Here is an 18762-nt window from a genome sequence, read left to right as displayed (position 1 = left end):
GGTTCGAGGAGTTGGTGATGAAAGTTCGTGCATCGGTGAAAAAGCTGTGCCGTAACTGCAAGATTATTCGCCGCGAAGGTGTTGTTCGAGTAATTTGCAGCGCGGAACCGCGTCACAAACAGCGCCAAGGCTGAGTGTGATTGTGCTTTAAGCCCGGCAGCTAGTGCGCTGCCGGGTTGATTATTTGTTATTACAGCGATATTATCTCGCGCCCTATTTCTTGGCTTCCGGGGCGTAGGTAGCTGTCAATTGGAGTCCCACTGAATGGCCCGTATTGCAGGCGTCAACATTCCAGATAACAAGCATACTGTTATCTCGCTGACCTACATCTATGGTGTTGGTCGCACTACTGCACAGAAAATCTGTGCAGACGCTGGGGTCAACCCAGCTGCAAAGATCAAAGATCTGAGCGACGAGCAAATTGAACAGCTGCGTGGCGAAGTGGCGAAGTTCACCACTGAAGGTGACCTGCGTCGCGAAACCAACATGAAAATCAAGCGCTTGATGGACCTCGGTTGCTATCGCGGTCTGCGTCATCGTCGTGGTCTGCCAGTACGCGGTCAGCGTACCAAGACCAACGCGCGTACCCGTAAAGGCCCGCGTAAGCCGATCCGCAAGTAATCGCCCCAGCGAATCGACAGGAATTTAATCATGGCAAAACCTGCTGCTCGTCCTCGTAAAAAAGTTAAAAAGACAGTGGTTGATGGCATCGCCCACATCCATGCTTCTTTTAACAACACCATCGTGACCATTACCGACCGTCAAGGTAACGCTCTTTCCTGGGCTACCTCCGGTGGTTCGGGTTTCCGCGGTTCCCGCAAGTCCACCCCGTTCGCTGCTCAAGTAGCTGCTGAGCGTGCTGGTCAAGCTGCGCTGGAATACGGCCTGAAAAACCTCGACGTAAACGTCAAGGGTCCAGGTCCAGGTCGTGAATCTGCAGTCCGTGCTTTGAACGGCTGCGGCTACAAGATCGCCAGCATCACCGACGTGACGCCAATCCCGCACAACGGGTGCCGTCCGCCGAAGAAGCGCCGCGTGTAATCCAGGAGATTGTAAAGAATGGCTCGTTACATTGGTCCAAAATGCAAACTCGCTCGTCGCGAGGGCACTGATCTCTTCCTGAAGAGCGGCGTGCGCGCGATCGAATCGAAGTGCAACATCGAAGCAGCACCTGGTATCCACGGCCAGCGCCGCGGTCGCCAGTCCGATTACGGCACCCAGCTGCGTGAAAAGCAGAAGGTCCGTCGTATCTACGGCGTTCTCGAGCGTCAATTCAGCGGCTACTACAAAGAAGCTGCTGGCAAGAAAGGCGCAACCGGTGAAAACCTGTTGCAACTGCTCGAATGCCGTCTGGACAACGTTGTATACCGTATGGGCTTTGGTTCGACTCGTGCCGAATCCCGTCAGCTGGTATCGCACAAGTCGATCAGCGTTAACGGTCAAACCGTGAACGTTCCGTCCTACCAGGTTCGTGCTGGTGACGTGGTTGCTGTTCGCGAGAAAGCAAAAAATCAACTTCGCATTGTCCAAGCTCTCGATCTGTGTGCCCAACGTGGCCGCGTAGAATGGGTAGAAGTAGACACTGAGAAGAAGTCGGGCGTTTTCAAGAACGTTCCAGCTCGCAGTGATCTGTCCGCCGACATCAACGAAAGCCTGATTGTCGAGCTCTACTCCAAGTAAGGGCTAGAAAATAGGTGCATCCATGCAGAGTTCGGTAAATGATTTCCTGACACCCCGCCATATTGATGTGCAGGTTGTCAGTCCAACCCGAGCCAAAATCACTCTCGAGCCTCTCGAGCGCGGTTTTGGCCACACCCTGGGCAACGCGCTGCGCCGCATCCTGTTGTCCTCAATGCCCGGCTGTGCAGTAGTCGAGGCCGAGATTGACGGTGTACTCCACGAGTACAGCGCCATCGAAGGCGTACAGGAAGATGTCATTGAAATCCTGTTGAACCTTAAAGGTCTGGCTATCAAGCTGCACGGTCGTGACGAAGTTACGCTGACCTTGTCGAAGAAGGGTTCGGGGGTGGTTACCGCTGCCGATATTCAGCTGGATCATGATGTCGAGATCGTTAACCCCGATCACGTAATCGCTAACCTGGCGTCTAACGGCGCCCTGAACATGAAGCTCACCGTAGCTCGTGGTCGTGGTTATGAGCCGGCAGACTCGCGTCAGAGCGATGAAGATGAAAGCCGCAGCATCGGTCGCTTGCAGCTCGATTCTTCGTTCAGCCCGGTTCGCCGTATCGCATACGTGGTGGAAAACGCCCGTGTCGAGCAGCGTACCAACCTGGACAAGCTGGTTATTGATCTGGAAACCAACGGTACCCTGGATCCTGAAGAGGCTATCCGCCGTGCTGCAACCATCCTGCAACAGCAGTTGGCTGCGTTCGTCGACCTCAAGGGTGACAGTGAGCCAGTGGTTGTCGAGCAGGAAGACGAGATCGATCCGATCCTGCTTCGCCCGGTTGACGATCTGGAACTGACTGTACGTTCGGCTAACTGCCTTAAGGCGGAAAACATCTACTACATCGGCGACCTGATTCAGCGTACCGAAGTAGAGCTGTTGAAGACTCCGAACCTGGGCAAGAAATCCTTGACTGAAATCAAGGACGTTCTGGCCTCCCGCGGTCTGTCCCTCGGCATGCGCCTCGACAACTGGCCGCCTGCAAGTCTTAAGAAGGACGACAAGGCGACTGCCTGATCGTCGTAATCACCGAACGTAGTGTTTGGTAAGGAATGAACCATGCGTCATCGTAAAAGTGGTCGTCACCTGAGCCGCACCAGCTCGCACCGCAAGGCCATGTTCCAAAACATGGCGGTGTCGCTGTTCGAGCACGAGTTGATCAAAACTACACTGCCGAAAGCCAAAGAACTGCGCCGCGTTGCCGAGCCGCTGATCACTCTGGCCAAGACAGACAGCCTGGCTAACCGCCGCCTGGCTTTCGACCGTACTCGTTCGAAAGCCATCGTTGGTAAGCTCTTCAACGACCTGGGCAAGCGTTACGCTACCCGTGAGGGTGGCTACCTGCGCATCCTGAAGTGCGGTTTCCGCGCTGGCGACAACGCGCCTATGGCGTATGTCGAGTTGGTTGATCGTGCTACCGGCGGTGAAGCTGTATCCGCTGAGTAAGACGGCATCATAAAAAAACCGGGCCTGGTGCCCGGTTTTTTTATGCCCGCGGAAAAGTCAAACCCGTTTCGCCCGGCTTCGTTATAGCAAGGCTGCAACGTTAGATAATGACTATCGATATCCATGATTTAATGAATTTGGATACTGTAACTAACATGATCAATACTCCTTTCCAGCCGATTAGCCGGCAGTTCAAAGACCGACCGAGGAAGATTGAGCATGAGCCAGACCAAAACGCTTACCACCGCAAGCGGCGCTCCTGTCGCCGATAACCAGAATTCTCGCTCCGCCGGCCCCCGTGGCCCGCTGCTGCTCGATGACTTTCATCTCATTGAGAAGCTTGCTCATTTCAACCGAGAGAACATCCCTGAGCGCCGTGTGCATGCCAAAGGGTCGGGGGCTTATGGTACTTTCACTGTAACCCGGGATATCACTCAATACACCAGCGCCAAGCTGTTCGAGTCGGTTGGCAAGCAGACGCCCACTTTCCTGCGGTTTTCCACAGTAGGGGGCGAGCGTGGCTCTGCCGATACTGAGCGTGATCCCCGTGGTTTTGCCCTTAAGTTCTATACCGAGGAAGGTAATTGGGACATCGTAGGTAATAACACCCCGGTCTTCTTCATTCGCGATCCATTGAAGTTTCCCGACTTTATCCACACCCAGAAGCGTCTGCCGCAAAGCAACCTCAAGAGTGCTCAGATGATGTGGGATTTCTGGTCGCATTCGCCTGAGGCGCTGCACCAGATCACCATTCTGTTTTCCGATCGTGGCATTCCCGATGGCTATCGCCACATGCACGGCTTTGGCAGCCACACTTACAGCCTGATCAATGCTCAAGGTGAGCGTCATTGGGTGAAATGGCACTACAAGACCAAGCAGGGCATCAAGAACTTGTCGCCGGCCGAGGCTGCACGCCTGGCGGGTACCGATCCGGACTACGCCCAGCGTGACCTGTTCAACGCCATTGAGCGCGGTGATTTCCCGAAATGGAGCGTTTGCATCCAGATCATGACCGAAGCCCAGGCCGCCGCGCATTACGAAAATCCGTTCGATGTGACCAAGACCTGGTCACAGAAAGAGTTTCCACTGATTGAAGTCGGTGAGCTTGAACTCAATCGCAACCCACTGAATTACTTTGCTGAGGTGGAGCAGGCGGCATTCGGGCCGAGCAACATGGTTCCAGGCGTGGGGCTTTCGCCGGATCGTATGCTGCAAGGCCGCGTATTCGCCTACGCCGATGCACACCGCTACCGCGTTGGCACCAATCACCAGCAATTGCCGGTGAATGCCCCTCGCAGCCCCGTCAACACCTATCAACGCGACGGTGCGATGGCATTCGGTAGCAATGGCGGCGCGGCGCCCAACTACGAGCCGAACAGCTATGTGGAAGCGCCGAAGCAGGCCCCACGTTATGCCGAGCCGGCACTGGCGCTGAATGGAGCGGCTGATCGTTACGATCATCGTGAAGATACCGATTACTACAGCCACGCAGGTGCGCTGTTCCGGCTGATGAACGATGAGCAGAAGGCCCTGCTGATCAGCAATATCGCCGGGGCGATGGCCGGTGTATCGGCAGATGTCGTGGATCGTCAGTTGCAGCACTTCTTCAAGGCTGACGCCGCATACGGGGAAGGTATCGCAAAAGCTTTGGGTGTACAGCTTAACTAAGTCTAAACGAGAAGCAGAACCGCCCTCATTTGGGCGGTTTTTGCGTTATTTGTCCTGCTTTTCTCGGATTTTCTTCGCTTTTCTTGCGATGAGCGAGTGACCTTACAGTCAGCATGGTTCAAACTACAGCCTTTCAAAGCTTGTGGAGATGTAGGGCGATGCAAGGTCACCCAGACGTAATCGATTACCTCAACACGTTGCTGACCGGTGAGCTGGCAGCCCGTGACCAATATTTCATCCACTCACGGATGTACGAAGATTGGGGGTTTACCGAACTCTACGAACGTATCAACCATGAGATGGAAGAAGAGACTCAGCACGCCGATGCGCTGATGCGTCGGATTCTGATGCTCGAAGGCACTCCGCGGATGCGCCCGGATGATCTGGACATCGGCACGACTGTACCCGATATGCTGGCGGCCGACTTGCGCCTGGAATACAAGGTCCGCGCGGCACTGTGCAAAGGTATCGAGCTGTGCGAGCAGCACAACGACTACGTGACCCGCGAGATCCTGCGCGTCCAGCTCAACGACACTGAGGAAGACCATACCTACTGGCTTGAAAAGCAGTTGGGTCTGATCAAATTGGTCGGGTTGGAGAATTACCTGCAATCGCAGTGCTGATCGGGATTCTCCACACAAAAACAAAAGCCCCTGTCATCGATGAGATGGCAGGGGCTTTTCCATGCCCGGAACGAATCAGTCCCGGTCACGTTCCAGCAACGGCTTGAGGTAATGGCCGGTATGGGACTGCTTCATCTCGGCTACCTGTTCAGGTGTACCGACGGCGATGATCTGCCCACCCTTGGAACCACCTTCCGGACCCAGGTCGACCAGCCAGTCGGCGGTCTTGATCACGTCCAGGTTGTGTTCGATCACTACCACGGTGTTGCCATGGTCGCGAAGGCGATGTAGCACGTCGAGCAGTTGCTGGATATCGGCAAAATGCAGGCCTGTGGTCGGCTCGTCGAGGATATACAGGGTCTTGCCGGTGTCACGCTTGGAGAGCTCGCGGGACAGCTTGACCCGTTGGGCCTCGCCACCGGAGAGAGTCGTCGCCGACTGCCCGAGCTTGATATAGGAAAGCCCAACATCCATCAGCGTCTGGAGCTTGCGCGCCAGGGCAGGCACCGCGTCGAAGAACTCCCGGGCCTCTTCGATGGTCATCTCGAGGGTTTCGTGGATGTTCTTGCCCTTGTACTTGATCTCCAGGGTTTCGCGGTTGTAGCGCTTGCTCTTGCACACGTCACACGGCACATAGATATCCGGCAGGAAGTGCATTTCCACCTTGATCAGGCCGTCGCCCTGGCAGGCCTCGCAGCGCCCGCCCTTGACGTTGAACGAGAACCGACCCGGGCCGTAGCCACGGGAGCGGGATTCCGGTACGCCGGCGAACAGTTCGCGGATCGGCGTGAACAACCCGGTATAAGTCGCCGGGTTGGAGCGCGGCGTACGGCCGATCGGGCTCTGGTCGATGTCGACCACCTTGTCCAGATGCTCCAGCCCCTTGATGCTGTCGTGGGGGGCGGCTTCCAGGGTGGTGGCGCCGTTCAGGGCCGTGGCGCTGAGGGGAAACAGGGTGTTGTTGATCAGGGTCGATTTGCCGGAGCCGGACACACCTGTGACGCAGGTCAGCAGGCCGATCGGAATCTCCAGGTCGACGTTGCGCAGGTTATTGCCTCGCGCGCCCTTGAGCGTCAGCGACAGTTTCTTGTTGCGGGGCGTGCGTTTGGCCGGGACCTTGATCTTCACACGGCCCGACAAGTATTTGCCGGTGAGGGAGTCCGGATGCGCCATGACTTCGGCTGCGGTGCCTTGGGCGACGATGTTTCCGCCATGCACGCCGGCACCCGGACCGATATCCACCACGTAATCCGCCAGGCGGATCGCATCTTCGTCGTGCTCGACCACGATCACGGTGTTGCCGATGTCCCGCAAGTGCTTGAGGGTCCCGAGCAGCCGATCGTTATCCCGTTGATGCAGACCGATGGACGGTTCGTCCAGGATGTACATCACCCCCACCAGGCCAGCACCGATCTGGCTGGCCAGGCGAATACGCTGGGCTTCGCCGCCCGACAGCGTGTCCGCGCTACGGTCCAGGGTCAGGTAATCCAGACCCACGTTCACCAGAAACTGCAGGCGTTCGCAGATCTCCTTGAGGATCTTGTCGGCAATTTCACCCCGGCGACCGGTCAGTTTAAGCCCGTCGAAATAATGGGTGGCGTCGCCGATCGGTAGACTGGTCACCGCCGGCAGGGTCTTTTCGCCAACCCAGACATGTCGTGCTTCGCGACGCAAGCGGGTGCCACGACAATCGGGGCAGGGCTGTGTACTGAGGAACTTGGCCAGTTCTTCCCGTACGCTCGCCGATTCGGTCTCGCGGTAGCGCCGCTCAAGGTTCGGTACGATGCCTTCGAACGGGTGGGAGCGTTTGACGATGTCACCGCGATCGTTCAGGTACTTGAAATCGACATTCTGCGAACCACTGCCGTGCAGGATGTACTTCTGTTGTTCGGCGGGCAGTTCGTTGAAAGGTTTGTCCAGGCTGAACCTGTAGTGGGCCGCCAGCGACCCGAGCATCTGGAAATAGTAGACGTTACGCCTGTCCCAGCCGCGAATCGCGCCTTCGGCCAGGGTCAGTTCGCCATTGACCAGGCGTTTGGTGTCGAAGAACTGCTTGACCCCCAGGCCGTCGCAGGTCGGGCAGGCGCCGGCCGGGTTGTTGAAGGAGAAGAGCTTGGGTTCCAGTTCGCTGATGGCATGGCCGCAGACCGGGCAGGCGAAGCGTGCCGAGAAAATGATTTCTTCGCCGGGTTCGTCGTCCATTGGCGCTACCAGAGCGATGCCGTCGGCCAGCTTCAGTGCTGTCTCGAAGGATTCGGCCAGGCGTTGCTGCAGGTCTGGGCGCACCTTGAAGCGGTCCACCACGACATCAATGGAGTGTTTCTTCTGTTTATCGAGCTTCGGCAGTTCGTCCAGCTCGCACAGCTTGCCGTTGACCCTTGCACGCACGAAGCCCTGAGCGCGCAACTCTTCGAAGACCAGCAGGTGCTCGCCTTTGCGCTCACGGATGACGGGTGCCAGCAGCATCAACTTGCTGCCTTCAGGCTGGGCCAGCACCAGGTCGACCATCTGGCTGACGGTCTGGGCTTCCAGGGGAATGTCGTGGTCAGGGCAGCGGGGGGTCCCGACCCGCGCATACAACAGGCGCAGGTAGTCGTAGATCTCGGTGATGGTGCCGACCGTCGACCGCGGGTTATGGGAGGTCGATTTCTGTTCGATGGAAATCGCCGGCGACAGGCCCTCGATGGTATCGACGTCGGGTTTTTCCATCATCGACAGGAACTGCCGGGCGTAGGCCGACAACGATTCGACATAGCGTCGCTGGCCTTCGGCGTACAGGGTATCGAAAGCCAGGGATGATTTGCCGGATCCGGACAGGCCGGTGATGACGATCAGCTTGTCCCGCGGCAGGGTCAGGTCGATGTTCTTCAGGTTGTGGGTACGGGCCCCACGAATCAGGATCTTGTCCAAAGTGGCCTCGCTCGGCGGGCGTCGAAAACGTAGGAGTATACGGGTAAATACTGGATGGATACACACTATTGAAAGTGAGTTTTCAGTCATACATGAAGACTGCGCGGCAAACGGTCGCCATATACCCCCTCAATCGATGGGACTGGTAGAATCGCCGCCGGTTCACACGAGGTTTTTCCATGCACGATCCCCACAGCGAACGCATGAGTAGCGGCGAGACGCGAGCAGCAAGCGGTCTGGCCCTGGTGTTCGCCTTCCGTATGCTGGGCATGTTCATGGTGTTGCCGGTACTGGCCACCTACGGCATGGACCTGGCGGGCGCGACGCCGGCCCTTATCGGGTTGGCGATTGGCGCTTATGGCCTGACCCAGGCCATTTTCCAGATCCCGTTCGGGATCATCTCCGACCGTATCGGCCGGCGCCCGGTCATCTACCTCGGGCTGATCGTCTTCGCCCTCGGTAGCGTCCTGGCGGCCGGTGCCGATTCCATTTGGGGGGTGATCGCCGGCCGGATCCTTCAGGGCGCCGGGGCGATTTCCGCTGCCGTGATGGCGCTGTTGTCTGACCTGACCCGTGAACAGCATCGCACCAAGGCCATGGCCATGATCGGCATGACCATCGGCCTGTCGTTCGCCGTCGCCATGGTGGTCGGCCCCTTGCTGACCCGTGCCTTCGGCTTGTCGGGCCTGTTCCTGGCGACCGGCGCCATGGCGCTGCTGGGGATCCTGATCGTGGCGTTCGTGGTGCCGCGCTCCACCGGGCCGTTGCAACATCGCGAATCCGGTGTGGCTCGCCAGGCGTTGATCCCGACCCTCAAGCACCCCGACCTGCTGCGCCTGGACCTGGGCATCTTCGTACTTCACGCCATGCTGATGTCCAGTTTCGTTGCCCTGCCGCTGGCCCTGGTCGAGAAGGCCGGCTTGCCCAAGGAGCAGCACTGGTGGGTGTACCTGACCGCCTTGCTGATTTCGTTCTTCGCCATGATTCCCTTCATCATCTATGGCGAGAAACGACGCAAAATGAAACGAGTTTTGCTCGGCGCCGTCGTGACGCTGATGCTCACTGAGCTATTCTTCTGGCAGTTCGGTGACAGCCTGCGGGCCTTGGTGATCGGGACTGTGGTGTTCTTCACCGCGTTCAATCTGCTGGAGGCATCGCTGCCGTCGCTGATCAGCAAGGTTTCACCGGCGGGCGGCAAGGGCACGGCCATGGGGGTCTATTCCACCAGCCAGTTCCTGGGTTCGGCGTTGGGCGGAATTCTCGGCGGCTGGCTGTTCCAGCATGGCGGTTTGTCGGTTGTATTCCTGGGATGCGCCGCGTTGGCTGCACTTTGGCTGGTCTTTGCTGTTACCATGCGCGAACCTCCGTATGTGACGAGCCTGCGCTTGCCGTTGTCGTCCGAAGCCATCCGCGAAGCAGGCCTGGCCGAGCGCCTCAGGGCCGTCGTGGGAGTAACCGATGCAGTGGTGGTCGCCGACGAAGCGGCCGTATATATCAAACTGGACACCGAATTATTGGATCGTGCGACGCTCGAGCGCCTGGTGAACAACCCGGCCCCGACCGCGTGCGAAGCCTAGGAGAACGTTATGGCCCGTGGGGTTAACAAAGTCATATTGGTCGGTACTTGCGGCCAGGATCCCGAGGTTCGCTACCTGCCTAACGGCAACGCCGTGACCAACCTGAGTCTGGCGACCAGCGAACAGTGGACCGACAAGCAGACCGGCCAGAAGGTCGAGAAGACCGAATGGCACCGCGTGTCGATGTTCGGCAAGGTGGCCGAGATTGCCGGCGAATACCTGCGCAAGGGTTCGCAGGTGTACATCGAGGGCAAGCTGCAGACCCGCGAGTGGGAGAAGGACGGTATCAAGCGTTACACCACCGAAATCATCGTCGACATGCAAGGCACCATGCAGTTGCTGGGCGGCCGTCCGCAGGGCGATCAGCAGCAAGGCGGTAACAACTACCAGCAGTCCGCGCCTCGTCAGCAGGCTCCACGTCCGCAGTCGGCGCCTCAGCCGCAACGCGAACGCCCGGCTCCGCAACAGGCCGCGCCGCAACCGGCTCCGGATTTCGACAGCTTCGATGACGATATTCCGTTCTAAGAGCAGCTGAAAGCTCCAAGCCGCAAGCTTCAAGCTCAAGAAAAAAACCGCGCATCGTTCCAGCGCGGTTTTTTTTCGCTTGCAGCTTGCAGCTAGGCTGCCTATAGCCGGCCGCCGAGAAATTCCTCGGTACTCACCACGCTCGCATACGCAAACCCCAGCGCCGCTATGAAGGCCGCATGCACCTGGGCGGCCGGAACGACCACACCATTGAATTCCAGGTCCAGGGTGGCGCAAGCATCGTGGATCACCGTGACGCCATAGCCCAGGTCCGCCGCCGCGCGGGTGACACCGTCGACGCACATATGGCTCATGCTGCCGACGATGACCAGTTGTTCGATACCGTGCTGGTCGAGGAGGGCCTGCAGCTCGGTTTCACGGAACGAATTGACATAATGCTTGAGCACCACCGGCTCATCGGCGCGGTTGAGCACCTTGGGATGCAACTTCGCGCCTTCGGAGCCCGGCGTGAAGAACGGAGCATATTCGGATGTGAATTCGTGGCGAATATGCACCACTTGGTTGCCGGCCTGGCGAAAGGCTTCAATGATCCGGGCGGCGTTGTCGGCGGCGGCTTCGGCGCCGACCAGTGGCCATTTTCCCTGGGGGAAGTAGTCGTTCTGGATATCGACTACGATGAGCGCTTGCTTGGACATGAGGCTTCCTCTATCAGGTTGGGAGTGAGGTCATCATCGGCGTTTGCGGTGGGATCGAGGATTGGCCGCAACGACAATTAGCGGGGGAAAACTGACAATGACGCAGCAAAGGGCAGTCGCCGAGCTCGGGGTGCTGATCTACCCCGGCGCGCAACTGGCGGCGGTGCACGGGTTGACCGATCTGTTTGCCGTGGCAGAACGGATCGCAGGCGAGCAGGCCTCTGCGCAACTGCCGCGACTGCGGGTGAGCCACTGGCGGGCCGAGAACGGCGAGACGCCGGGGCGGGTGTTCGACAGCGGCCCGGGAGCAGCAGAAAAACTCACTGCGTTGCTGATTCCACCGTCCCTGGCCGGCTTCAGCGAGGGCCAGGCCCCACGGGCGCTGATGGAATGGCTGCGGGCCCAGCACGCCAGCGGCACGGTTTTGGGTGGGGTTTGCGTCGGTTCGATCCTGCTGGCCGAAAGCGGCTTGCTCGATGGGCGTAGCGCCACCACCCATTGGACGTCGGCCAAGTCCTTCGCCGACCGTTACCCGAATGTCAGACTTCACGCGGACAAACCCATCGTCGACGACGGTGATTTGATCACCACCGCCGGACTGATGGCCTGGTCGGAACTGGGGCTGCGGCTGGTGGATCGCCTGCTTGGCCCGAGTATTGCCACGCGCACTGCACAGTTTCTGGTCGTTGAGCACAGCGACAGCGCGAGCCAGTGCAGCAGCAATTTCGCACCGATCCTCGGACATGGGGATGCGGCAATCCTCAAGGTCCAGCACTGGTTGCAAGGCAGCGGCGCGGTAGACGTGTCCCTTGGCGCGATGGCCGAGCGGGCGGGGCTGGAAGAACGCACGTTCCTGCGCCGGTTTCGTGCGGCCACCGGACTCAAACCCACCGAGTACTGCCAGCATCTGCGTGTCGGCAAGGCCCGGGAAATGCTGGAGTTCACCAATGGCACCATCGACCACATCGCCTGGACGGTCGGCTACCAGGACCCGGGCGCCTTTCGGACGACGTTCAAGAAAATTACCGGGCTGACGCCGAGCGATTACCGGGCGCGGTTTGGGGTAAGTCCACCAAACGCCTCAAAACAGTAGCTTTCTCGCCCCGGGATGTCTGATTCAACATCGTGCAATTTGCGGGATGAGCTGTGCCGGTCGTGCAGAATGAAACAGGCCAGGCGCCATCTATCACCTCGCGATGTACCCGTTTCCCTGACCGTTCGTCCCCCATAGACCGTTGGCCTGATCTCTGCACTCCTTTACCTGAAACCATAGAACGCAGGTAAAAGGGCCACGAATGACCTCAGCCAATCGCAACAAAACGGTAGTCGCCTATTCGATCAATCCTCAAGCACCGCTCCATGAGGTGGAAACCAATCGGGCCCTGGCCCGCTGGCTGGCGCGGATAATGGGGTGTGAATACGGTGGCAGCTACGACCCCGATCAACATACCGGACGCGATCTGTACCTGCTGCCCACGCAGACGCTGGTAGGCGGCGAAACCCTGCGGCGCTTGGGTGTCACGGGGGCGGACGACCTGTGGGGGGGATATGTCGAACATGATTTCATTTGCACCAAGGCCATTACCCACGGTCTGTTGAACAAGTATGCCGTCGCGCCAACGGGCTGGTCGCCGCTGTTCGCCAAACTGAGCCGTGGCGTGGTGCTCGATGGGATAAGTGTTTTTTCGCTCAAGGATGCGCGCCCCGCCGCCGAGCATATGCTCTACGCCGGGCCCATCCGCTTCAAGCCTATTCACGCCTGTGCGGGGCGCGATCAGCGGGTGATCGAGACCCTCGCCCAGTTCGATGAAATCGTCGCCGCTCCGGACGCCCAGGCGCTGTTCAGCGACGGAGTGGTGTTGGAGCAGAACCTTCGGGACGTCAAGACCCAGAGCGTCGGCCAGAGCCGCATCGACGGCAAGCTCATCAGCTATTGCGGCGTGCAGCACCTGACCCGCGACAGTGAAGGGCTGGAAGTGTATGGCGGCTCGGACCTGCTGGTGGTGCAGGGCGGCTACATTGAGCTGCTCAGGCTCGACTTGCCCGATGATGTGCGCGAAGCGGTGCGGTTGGCCCAGGTGTTCGACGATGCCGCCAACCAGGCCTATCCCGGCTTCTTTGCTTCCCGGCGAAATTACGATATCGCCCAGGGTCTCGATGTCGGCGGCCAGCCCCGCGGTGGCGTGCTGGAGCAGTCGTGGCGCATGGGCGGAGCCAGCAGCGCGGAGCTGGCGGCACTGCATGTGTTCGTCGAGGAGCCCACGACCAGCGCGGTCCGCGTGTCCTCGGTGGAAACCTATGTCGAACAGCCGTTGCCGGCAGGTGCCGTGGAGGTCTATCGCGGTCCGGCGCACAACGGCGACTTCCTACTCAAATACGCAACGGTTCATTCTCATGACGGCTAGAAGCGAAACCATTCAGATCGAGATCGATGATGAACGCATGAACGGGACCTTCCTGAGTCCCAAGTCGAAGGTGCCTGGCGTCCTGTTCGTCCACGGTTGGGGCGGCAGCCAGGAGCGTGACCTGGAACGGGCCAAGGGCATCGCCGGCCTGGGTTGCGTGTGTCTGACTTTCGACTTGCGCGGGCATACCGGCGGCGCGGGCATTCCGCTGTCCCGGGTAACGCGGGAAGACAACCTGCGGGATTTGCTGGCGGCCTATGACCGGTTGCTGGCCCATCCGGCCCTGGACACGTCGGCGATTGCCGTGGTGGGCACCAGTTATGGCGGTTATCTGGCCTCGATCCTGACCTTGCTGCGCCCGGTGCGCTGGCTGGCACTGCGGGTGCCGGCGCTGTATCGCGACGAGCAATGGCACACGCCCAAGCGCGACCTGGACAAGGCTGACCTGCTGGATTACCGCAGCACCCTGGTGCACGCCAGCACCAACCGCGCCTTGCACGCCTGCTCGCAGTTCACTGGCGATGTGTTGCTGGTGGAGTCGGAAACCGACGATCATGTACCCCATGCCACCATTATGAGTTACCGCGCCGCGTGCCAGCAGACCCATTCGTTGACCCACCGGATCATCGACGGCGCGGACCATGCCTTGAGCGACCCCGTTTCACAGCAGGCCTACACCTCGATCCTGGTGGGATGGATCACGGAAATGGTGGTGGGAGAGCGGTTGAGCATCATTCAGGAGCGGTAATTGTGTGGCGTTTGTTCTGGCCTCTTCGCGGGCAAGCCCGCTCCCACAATTTGTATCGGCGGTGAACACAGAGCTGTTGTTCGACACCCAAACCTGTAGGAGCGGGCTTGCTCGCGAAGAGGCCAGCCCTCTCAGTCACGGCCACGGCTTCGCTTGAGCCCCGGCTTGACCCGCAACGCCTTGGCCTTCGCCTCGATCGCCAAGTACATCACCACGGTGATCAGCAACGGCAGGATGAAGTAGATCGCCCGATAAGCGATCAATCCTCCCAACAGGCTGCCCCGCGACACTTCGTGTTGCAGCAGTGCAATGAATACTGCCTCCAGCACGCCGAGCCCGGCCGGGATGTGGGTGATGACGCCGGCGATGCTGCTGATCAACAGCACCCCGAGTACCACAGGGTATTCCAGCTTGCTCGGCAGCAACGTGAAAATCACCGCCGCCATCAGCGACCAGTTCAGCGCCCCGAGCGCCAGTTGCAACACGGCCATGCGCAGCGACGGCAGGTTGATTTCCATGCCACGGATCGTCCAGGCCCGGCGCTTGGAAAACCGGCAGGCCAGCAGGTAGCCGGCGCTCGCCAACAGCAGCAATACACCCACGCCCTGCAAGGCGTTGCTGCTGAGTTTCCAGCCTGGCGGCATCGTAACCAGGCCGCTGCTGAAGACCACGCCGGCCAGGGTCATGTAGCCAAACCAATTCGTGGCCAGGCTCAGGCCAAGGATCTTGGCGATATTGCCGGTGCTGACCCCCAGCCGCGAATACAAGCGGTAACGCATGGCAATGCCGCCGACCCAGGCACTGAGGTTGAGGTTGAAGGCATAGCTGATCACGCCCACGGGCAGTATCTGGCGCCAGCCGAGTTTTTGCCGGATGTAGGTACGACCGATCAAGTCGAAGCACGCGTAGGTAATGAAACTGGTGATAGTCAGCCCCGCCGCGATGATCAAGGTGCGGATCTTGAAGTCGGCCAGGGTATTCAACACTTCCGCCCAGTCGATGCGCCGCGCCAGGGCCGTGAACAGCACGATCAGCAGCAGGAAGAACGCCAGCGTCAGCGGGCGTTTCCAGCGGCTCCAGCGTGAGGCCGGTTTCGCCTCGGCATGGGTGTGCTCCGAGCCGTGGGCGTCTCTCGGCGCGGAGTGCGCTTCAGAGTGGTTCATGGGGTTCGCTCCGAACCGCCGTCGGCGGCGAGAAAGGTTTCAGACGCGGCTTATGGGCCGGCAGCCATCCGGCCCAGGCCGGGAAATGCCGCAGGAAGTGGAAAACCATAAAACCGATGGTCATGCGCCACAGCAGCCCCCTCTGGGCGTGATTGGCCGCCATGACGGTGCAATGCTCGCGGCTCAGGTGATCGAGACGCTCGAACAGTTCGCGATTGAACGCCCGATCACGGATCAGCACGTTGGCTTCCAGGTTCAGGGATAGGCTCAAGGGGTCGAGATTGCTCGACCCCACGGTGCTCCAGTCCTCATCCACCAGGGCCACCTTGCCATGCAGGGGGCGCTCGCAATATTCATAGATCACCACCCCGGCCTTGAGCAGATAGTCATAGAGCATTCGTGCCGCCAGCTTGGCTATCATCATGTCCGGCTGACCCTGCAGGATCAGCCGTACCTCCACCCCACGTCGCGCCGCGTTGCGGATCTCGCGCAGCAACCGATAGCCGGGGAAGAAATAGGCATTGGCGATCACCACCCGCCGCTGGGCGCTGCGCAGCACTTGCAGGTAGACCTCTTCGATGTCGGTCTGGTGTTCATGGTTATCCCGGTAGACCAGCCGTACCTGGCCGTCGTGGTCGCTGAAAGCCAACTCGCTGCGACGGCTGCGGCGGCGCTGCCACCAGTATTTGGCCCGGCTCGGCCGACCGCTTTGCATCAAGGCGAAGTGATGGATATCGACCACCGCCGGCCCTTTGACCTCCACCGAATAGTCCTGCTTGGCCTCGGGGCCGAAATCACCCAGATGGTCGGCGGAGAAATTGATCCCACCGATGAAGGCAATCACACCATCTATCACCACCACCTTGCGGTGCAGACGGCGGAACCAGTTGGTGCGAATCCCCAGGTGAAGCGGGGCGGGGTCGAACATCTGCAGGCGCACGCCGGCATCGCTCAACGACGCGAGGAACTCTGGCGTGAGTTCCCCACAACCGAAGCCATCCAGGCTCAGGGTCACTCGCACGCCTCGGTGGGCGGCATCGACCAGCAGGTCGCGCAACTCGTTGCCGACCTTGTCCTCGAAAAGAATGAAGGTCTCGATGAGGATTTCCGTCTCCGCCCGGCGGATCGCCTCGAACACCCGGGGGAAATATTCCTCGCCATTCTCCAGCAGCGTGACGCGGTTATTGCCGTGCCAGCCGTATTCGATGTCCACCAGCGCCGGATCGCGTTCGGTCGGTGGGACCTCGACCTGTTCCACCGTGGCCTTGTTCATCGTCGCGCTCATAACTCGATCTCCACCGACAGGGGGGCATGGTCAGAAAGGTGCGACCAGGGCCGTACGCTAAGCACTTTGGGGTGATGGGCCTTGAGGTTGCGCACATAGATGCGGTCCAGGCGCAGGATGGGCAGGCGGGCCGGAAAGCTGCGGGCCGGTTTGCCCCATTGCTCGGCGAACACTTCCCGCAGACCGCAGGGTTCGAGCAGGTCGTTGGCCTTGCCGCGCCAGTCGTTGAAGTCGCCGGCGACAATCACCGGTGCCTCGGGCGGCAGTTCGCTCAAGCGCTTGCACAGCAGTTTCAGCTGCTCGACACGATGGCCTTCGCGCAATCCCAGGTGAACGCAAATGGCATGGATCTGCGGGCCGTCGCCACCCGGCAGGCGCAGCACGCTGTGGAGCATGCCGCGGCTTTCATGGCCGCTGATGGACACGTCCAGGTTGTCGTGGCGAATGATCTGGAACTTCGACAGCAACGCATTGCCGTGATCCCCCGCCGGGTAGACCGCGTTGCGCCCGTAGGCGAATTGCGGCCAGAGGCTGTCGGCCAGGAACTCGTATTGCGGCATGCTCGGCCAGTTGCTGTAGCGCCGGGGATGATGTTCATGGGCGCCATGGACTTCCTGCAGGAACACCACGTCGGCGGATACGCTGCGCACCGCTTCGCGCAATTCAGGCAGGATGAAGCGTCGGTTCAGCGCGGTGAAGCCTTTATGTGTGTTGACCGTCAGGACGGTGAAGCGGCTGACCCTTTCCAGGTCGTGCGCAAGACTCCGGGTGGGGTCCAGGCGCGCTTCAATGGGTTCTGTGCTCATGGCAACACTCCCTCGGCGGGGCGCTGGCCGGGTACGGTGGCAAGGTCCTTGTCCAGGTCGAATCTCTCCAGCAGGTGGCGTGCGTCGTAGGGCGCACGCACCTTGATGTCGTTGTCGAAATAGCAAAACACTTCCCGGCTCTTGCGCGCCCTGGGTTTCTTTTTCGGATCGATCAGTTGGGCATCGTCCGGCTGAGTGCCGTGGCTCCAGGCCTCGATGCGGTCGCCCCAGCGTTTCAAGGCTTCGTCGGTATAGCCGCTGGCATACAGCTCTTCGGCACCGTGCAGGCGCAGGTAAACGAAATCGCTGGTGACGTCTTCGCGATAAGGCCATTTGCCAGCGGTGTCGGCGATGACCAGCGCCACGTCGTAGCGCTTGAGTAGCGCAACGAAATGCGGATCGATGAAGCTTTCATGACGAATCTCGACGGCGTGGCGCAGCGGGCGTTTCTTGTCGGTTTCGGTGCTGGCGTGGCCATCCAGGCGCGGCTCGTGCTCCCGGGCCAGGGCCGCAGCGCCTTCAGTGTCGTGGGGCAATTGCTTGAGGAAGTCTTCGAACAGCTCGGGGTCGAATTTGAAGCTGGGGGGAAACTGCCAGAGGATAGCGCCGAGCTTTTCCTTGAGCTCCAGCACGCCGGAGGCGAAGAAGTTGGCCAGGGGCTTGCGAATGTCGCGCAGACGCTTGATGTGGGTGATGAAGCGCGGTGCCTTGACGCTGAACACGAAGTCCGGCGGTGTCTCGGCGTACCACTGCGCATACCGTTCGGGACGTTGCAGGGCGTAGAACGATCCATTGATTTCGATGCTGTTGACTGCTCGCGAGGCGAACTGCAATTCACGCTTCTGGGTCAGGCCCTTGGGGTAGAAATCCCCCCGCCAAGGCGTGTATCGCCAACCGGAAATGCCGATGTGGATCGCCGTCATGTGCTCCTCCCGTGCCAGATGACCTCGTACTGCCTGTGTCTTTTGATGACTGTCGGGCGGGCCGGAAAGTTTCGACAGGGTTACAGGCGGCGGGTAAGGCAATGTGGGAGCAAGGCCTGTGGGAGGCTGTGGCGCAAGACCTGTGGGAGTAGGGCTGTGGGAGCAAGGCTTGCCCGCGATGAAAGCACCGCGGTCTTAGCCAATATCGAGGGCGCCTTTATCGCGGGCAAGCCTTGCTCCCACAATAAATCCCCATGTCACAGGGAAGTATCAATCCCGAGAGCGAACTTGCCCGCACGATTTGGATCAGTTCCTTATCGATCCCCGCACAGGAGCCTCG

Annotated in this window: 19 protein-coding genes; 13 read left to right on the top strand and 6 right to left on the bottom strand. The window is 59.9% G+C overall.

All coding sequences use genetic code 11. From position 1 onward, the window contains the following. Positions 1 to 17 precede the first annotated feature (17 nt). From rpmJ to bfr, 8 genes are all read left to right on the top strand, one after another. Positions 18 to 134, top strand: coding sequence for a 50S ribosomal protein L36 (rpmJ, locus tag AD666_RS25970; protein WP_002555468.1), 117 nt, complete (start codon positions 18 to 20; stop codon positions 132 to 134). A gap of 130 nt (positions 135 to 264) precedes the next feature. Further along, on the top strand, positions 265 to 621 hold the full coding sequence (rpsM, locus tag AD666_RS11955; protein WP_053151949.1) for a 30S ribosomal protein S13: 357 nt from the start codon (positions 265 to 267) through the stop codon (positions 619 to 621). Positions 622 to 651: 30 nt separating this feature from the next. Further along, positions 652 to 1041: a 30S ribosomal protein S11 gene (rpsK, locus tag AD666_RS11950; protein ID WP_002555466.1), complete on the top strand. Its 390-nt coding sequence runs from the start codon at positions 652 to 654 to the stop codon at positions 1039 to 1041. Between the two features lie 18 nt (positions 1042 to 1059). Further along, positions 1060 to 1680, top strand: a complete 621-nt coding sequence (gene rpsD, locus AD666_RS11945; protein WP_003176404.1) for a 30S ribosomal protein S4 — start codon at positions 1060 to 1062, stop codon at positions 1678 to 1680. Between the two features lie 22 nt (positions 1681 to 1702). Continuing rightward, on the top strand, positions 1703 to 2704 hold the full coding sequence (gene rpoA / locus AD666_RS11940; protein ID WP_053151947.1) for a DNA-directed RNA polymerase subunit alpha: 1002 nt from the start codon (positions 1703 to 1705) through the stop codon (positions 2702 to 2704). 42 nt (positions 2705 to 2746) lie between these two features. After that, positions 2747 to 3133 (top strand): 50S ribosomal protein L17, encoded by a 387-nt coding sequence (gene rplQ / locus AD666_RS11935; protein ID WP_024778333.1) that lies wholly within the window; start codon positions 2747 to 2749, stop codon positions 3131 to 3133. Positions 3134 to 3352: 219 nt separating this feature from the next. Continuing rightward, positions 3353 to 4801 (top strand): catalase, encoded by a 1449-nt coding sequence (locus tag AD666_RS11930; RefSeq protein WP_053151945.1) that lies wholly within the window; start codon positions 3353 to 3355, stop codon positions 4799 to 4801. 158 nt (positions 4802 to 4959) lie between these two features. Continuing rightward, positions 4960 to 5424, top strand: a complete 465-nt coding sequence (bfr, locus tag AD666_RS11925; RefSeq protein ID WP_053151943.1) for a bacterioferritin — start codon at positions 4960 to 4962, stop codon at positions 5422 to 5424. 75 nt (positions 5425 to 5499) lie between these two features. On the opposite strand, the gene uvrA is transcribed toward bfr, so the two are convergent. Next, on the bottom strand, positions 5500 to 8334 hold the full coding sequence (uvrA, locus tag AD666_RS11920) for an excinuclease ABC subunit UvrA (RefSeq protein WP_053151941.1): 2835 nt from the start codon (positions 8332 to 8334) through the stop codon (positions 5500 to 5502). A gap of 179 nt (positions 8335 to 8513) precedes the next feature. Between uvrA and AD666_RS11915 the strand changes: the two genes are divergently transcribed. Continuing rightward, positions 8514 to 9911, top strand: coding sequence for an MFS transporter (locus tag AD666_RS11915; RefSeq protein ID WP_053151939.1), 1398 nt, complete (start codon positions 8514 to 8516; stop codon positions 9909 to 9911). A 9-nt stretch (positions 9912 to 9920) separates the two neighbouring features. Then, entirely contained in the window at positions 9921 to 10436 is a 516-nt protein-coding gene (locus tag AD666_RS11910; protein ID WP_053151937.1) for a single-stranded DNA-binding protein, read from the top strand. 101 nt (positions 10437 to 10537) lie between these two features. On the opposite strand, the gene AD666_RS11905 is transcribed toward AD666_RS11910, so the two are convergent. Continuing rightward, positions 10538 to 11092 carry a cysteine hydrolase family protein gene (locus AD666_RS11905; RefSeq protein ID WP_053151935.1) on the bottom strand — a complete coding sequence of 185 codons (555 nt, stop codon included), beginning with the start codon at positions 11090 to 11092 and terminating at the stop codon, positions 10538 to 10540. A gap of 97 nt (positions 11093 to 11189) precedes the next feature. Here AD666_RS11905 and AD666_RS11900 point away from each other — a divergent pair, with 97 nt between their 5' ends. The 3 genes from AD666_RS11900 to AD666_RS11890 all read left to right on the top strand — a co-directional run bounded on the left by AD666_RS11900 (position 11190) and on the right by AD666_RS11890 (position 14245). Continuing rightward, a complete protein-coding gene (locus tag AD666_RS11900; protein WP_053151933.1) occupies positions 11190 to 12185 on the top strand; it encodes a GlxA family transcriptional regulator in 996 nt (331 codons plus the stop codon). 202 nt (positions 12186 to 12387) lie between these two features. Continuing rightward, the gene (locus AD666_RS11895; protein ID WP_053151931.1) at positions 12388 to 13497 is read left to right on the top strand and encodes a DUF3182 family protein; all 1110 of its coding nucleotides are present in this window, start codon (positions 12388 to 12390) and stop codon (positions 13495 to 13497) included. Then, positions 13487 to 14245: a S9 family peptidase gene (locus tag AD666_RS11890; RefSeq protein WP_053151929.1), complete on the top strand. Its 759-nt coding sequence runs from the start codon at positions 13487 to 13489 to the stop codon at positions 14243 to 14245. The genes AD666_RS11895 and AD666_RS11890 overlap by 11 nt, the downstream gene beginning before the upstream one ends. Positions 14246 to 14376: 131 nt before the next feature. Here the strand turns inward: AD666_RS11890 and AD666_RS11885 are convergent, their stop codons facing one another. The 4 genes from AD666_RS11885 to AD666_RS11870 are packed head-to-tail and all read right to left on the bottom strand — an operon-like array spanning position 14377 to position 18422. After that, positions 14377 to 15408 (bottom strand): lysylphosphatidylglycerol synthase domain-containing protein, encoded by a 1032-nt coding sequence (locus AD666_RS11885; RefSeq protein WP_053151927.1) that lies wholly within the window; start codon positions 15406 to 15408, stop codon positions 14377 to 14379. Next, entirely contained in the window at positions 15395 to 16693 is a 1299-nt protein-coding gene (clsB, locus tag AD666_RS11880; protein WP_053151925.1) for a cardiolipin synthase ClsB, read from the bottom strand. Before clsB ends, AD666_RS11885 begins: the two co-directional genes overlap by 14 nt. Further along, positions 16690 to 17499 carry an endonuclease/exonuclease/phosphatase family protein gene (locus tag AD666_RS11875; protein WP_256222604.1) on the bottom strand — a complete coding sequence of 270 codons (810 nt, stop codon included), beginning with the start codon at positions 17497 to 17499 and terminating at the stop codon, positions 16690 to 16692. Before AD666_RS11875 ends, clsB begins: the two co-directional genes overlap by 4 nt. Then, positions 17496 to 18422 carry a DUF72 domain-containing protein gene (locus tag AD666_RS11870; protein WP_053151923.1) on the bottom strand — a complete coding sequence of 309 codons (927 nt, stop codon included), beginning with the start codon at positions 18420 to 18422 and terminating at the stop codon, positions 17496 to 17498. Before AD666_RS11870 ends, AD666_RS11875 begins: the two co-directional genes overlap by 4 nt. Between the last annotated feature and the right edge of the window lie 340 nt (positions 18423 to 18762).

It is taken from the genome of Pseudomonas sp. Pf153, assembly GCF_001269775.1.
Taxonomy (GTDB): Bacteria; Pseudomonadota; Gammaproteobacteria; order Pseudomonadales; family Pseudomonadaceae; genus Aquipseudomonas; species Aquipseudomonas uvaldensis.
Note: the sequence above shows the minus strand (reverse complement) of the source record. Positions and strands in the feature narration are given on the sequence as shown.

Excerpts from the sequence above, each read along its gene's own strand:
- rpsD (WP_003176404.1), top strand. The coding sequence starts at position 1,060 with ATGGCTCGTTACATTGGTCCAAAATGCAAACTCGCTCGTCGCGAGGGC.
- AD666_RS11915 (WP_053151939.1), top strand. The coding sequence starts at position 8,514 with ATGCACGATCCCCACAGCGAACGCATGAGTAGCGGCGAGACGCGAGCA.
- rpmJ (WP_002555468.1), top strand. The coding sequence starts at position 18 with ATGAAAGTTCGTGCATCGGTGAAAAAGCTGTGCCGTAACTGCAAGATT.
- AD666_RS11905 (WP_053151935.1), bottom strand. The coding sequence starts at position 11,092 with ATGTCCAAGCAAGCGCTCATCGTAGTCGATATCCAGAACGACTACTTC.
- rplQ (WP_024778333.1), top strand. The coding sequence starts at position 2,747 with ATGCGTCATCGTAAAAGTGGTCGTCACCTGAGCCGCACCAGCTCGCAC.
- AD666_RS11895 (WP_053151931.1), top strand. The coding sequence starts at position 12,388 with ATGACCTCAGCCAATCGCAACAAAACGGTAGTCGCCTATTCGATCAAT.
- AD666_RS11890 (WP_053151929.1), top strand. The coding sequence starts at position 13,487 with ATGACGGCTAGAAGCGAAACCATTCAGATCGAGATCGATGATGAACGC.
- rpsK (WP_002555466.1), top strand. The coding sequence starts at position 652 with ATGGCAAAACCTGCTGCTCGTCCTCGTAAAAAAGTTAAAAAGACAGTG.
- AD666_RS11870 (WP_053151923.1), bottom strand. The coding sequence starts at position 18,422 with ATGACGGCGATCCACATCGGCATTTCCGGTTGGCGATACACGCCTTGG.
- AD666_RS11930 (WP_053151945.1), top strand. The coding sequence starts at position 3,353 with ATGAGCCAGACCAAAACGCTTACCACCGCAAGCGGCGCTCCTGTCGCC.
- clsB (WP_053151925.1), bottom strand. The coding sequence starts at position 16,693 with ATGAGCGCGACGATGAACAAGGCCACGGTGGAACAGGTCGAGGTCCCA.
- rpsM (WP_053151949.1), top strand. The coding sequence starts at position 265 with ATGGCCCGTATTGCAGGCGTCAACATTCCAGATAACAAGCATACTGTT.
- AD666_RS11910 (WP_053151937.1), top strand. The coding sequence starts at position 9,921 with ATGGCCCGTGGGGTTAACAAAGTCATATTGGTCGGTACTTGCGGCCAG.
- AD666_RS11885 (WP_053151927.1), bottom strand. The coding sequence starts at position 15,408 with ATGAACCACTCTGAAGCGCACTCCGCGCCGAGAGACGCCCACGGCTCG.
- bfr (WP_053151943.1), top strand. The coding sequence starts at position 4,960 with ATGCAAGGTCACCCAGACGTAATCGATTACCTCAACACGTTGCTGACC.
- AD666_RS11875 (WP_256222604.1), bottom strand. The coding sequence starts at position 17,499 with ATGAGCACAGAACCCATTGAAGCGCGCCTGGACCCCACCCGGAGTCTT.
- rpoA (WP_053151947.1), top strand. The coding sequence starts at position 1,703 with ATGCAGAGTTCGGTAAATGATTTCCTGACACCCCGCCATATTGATGTG.
- AD666_RS11900 (WP_053151933.1), top strand. The coding sequence starts at position 11,190 with ATGACGCAGCAAAGGGCAGTCGCCGAGCTCGGGGTGCTGATCTACCCC.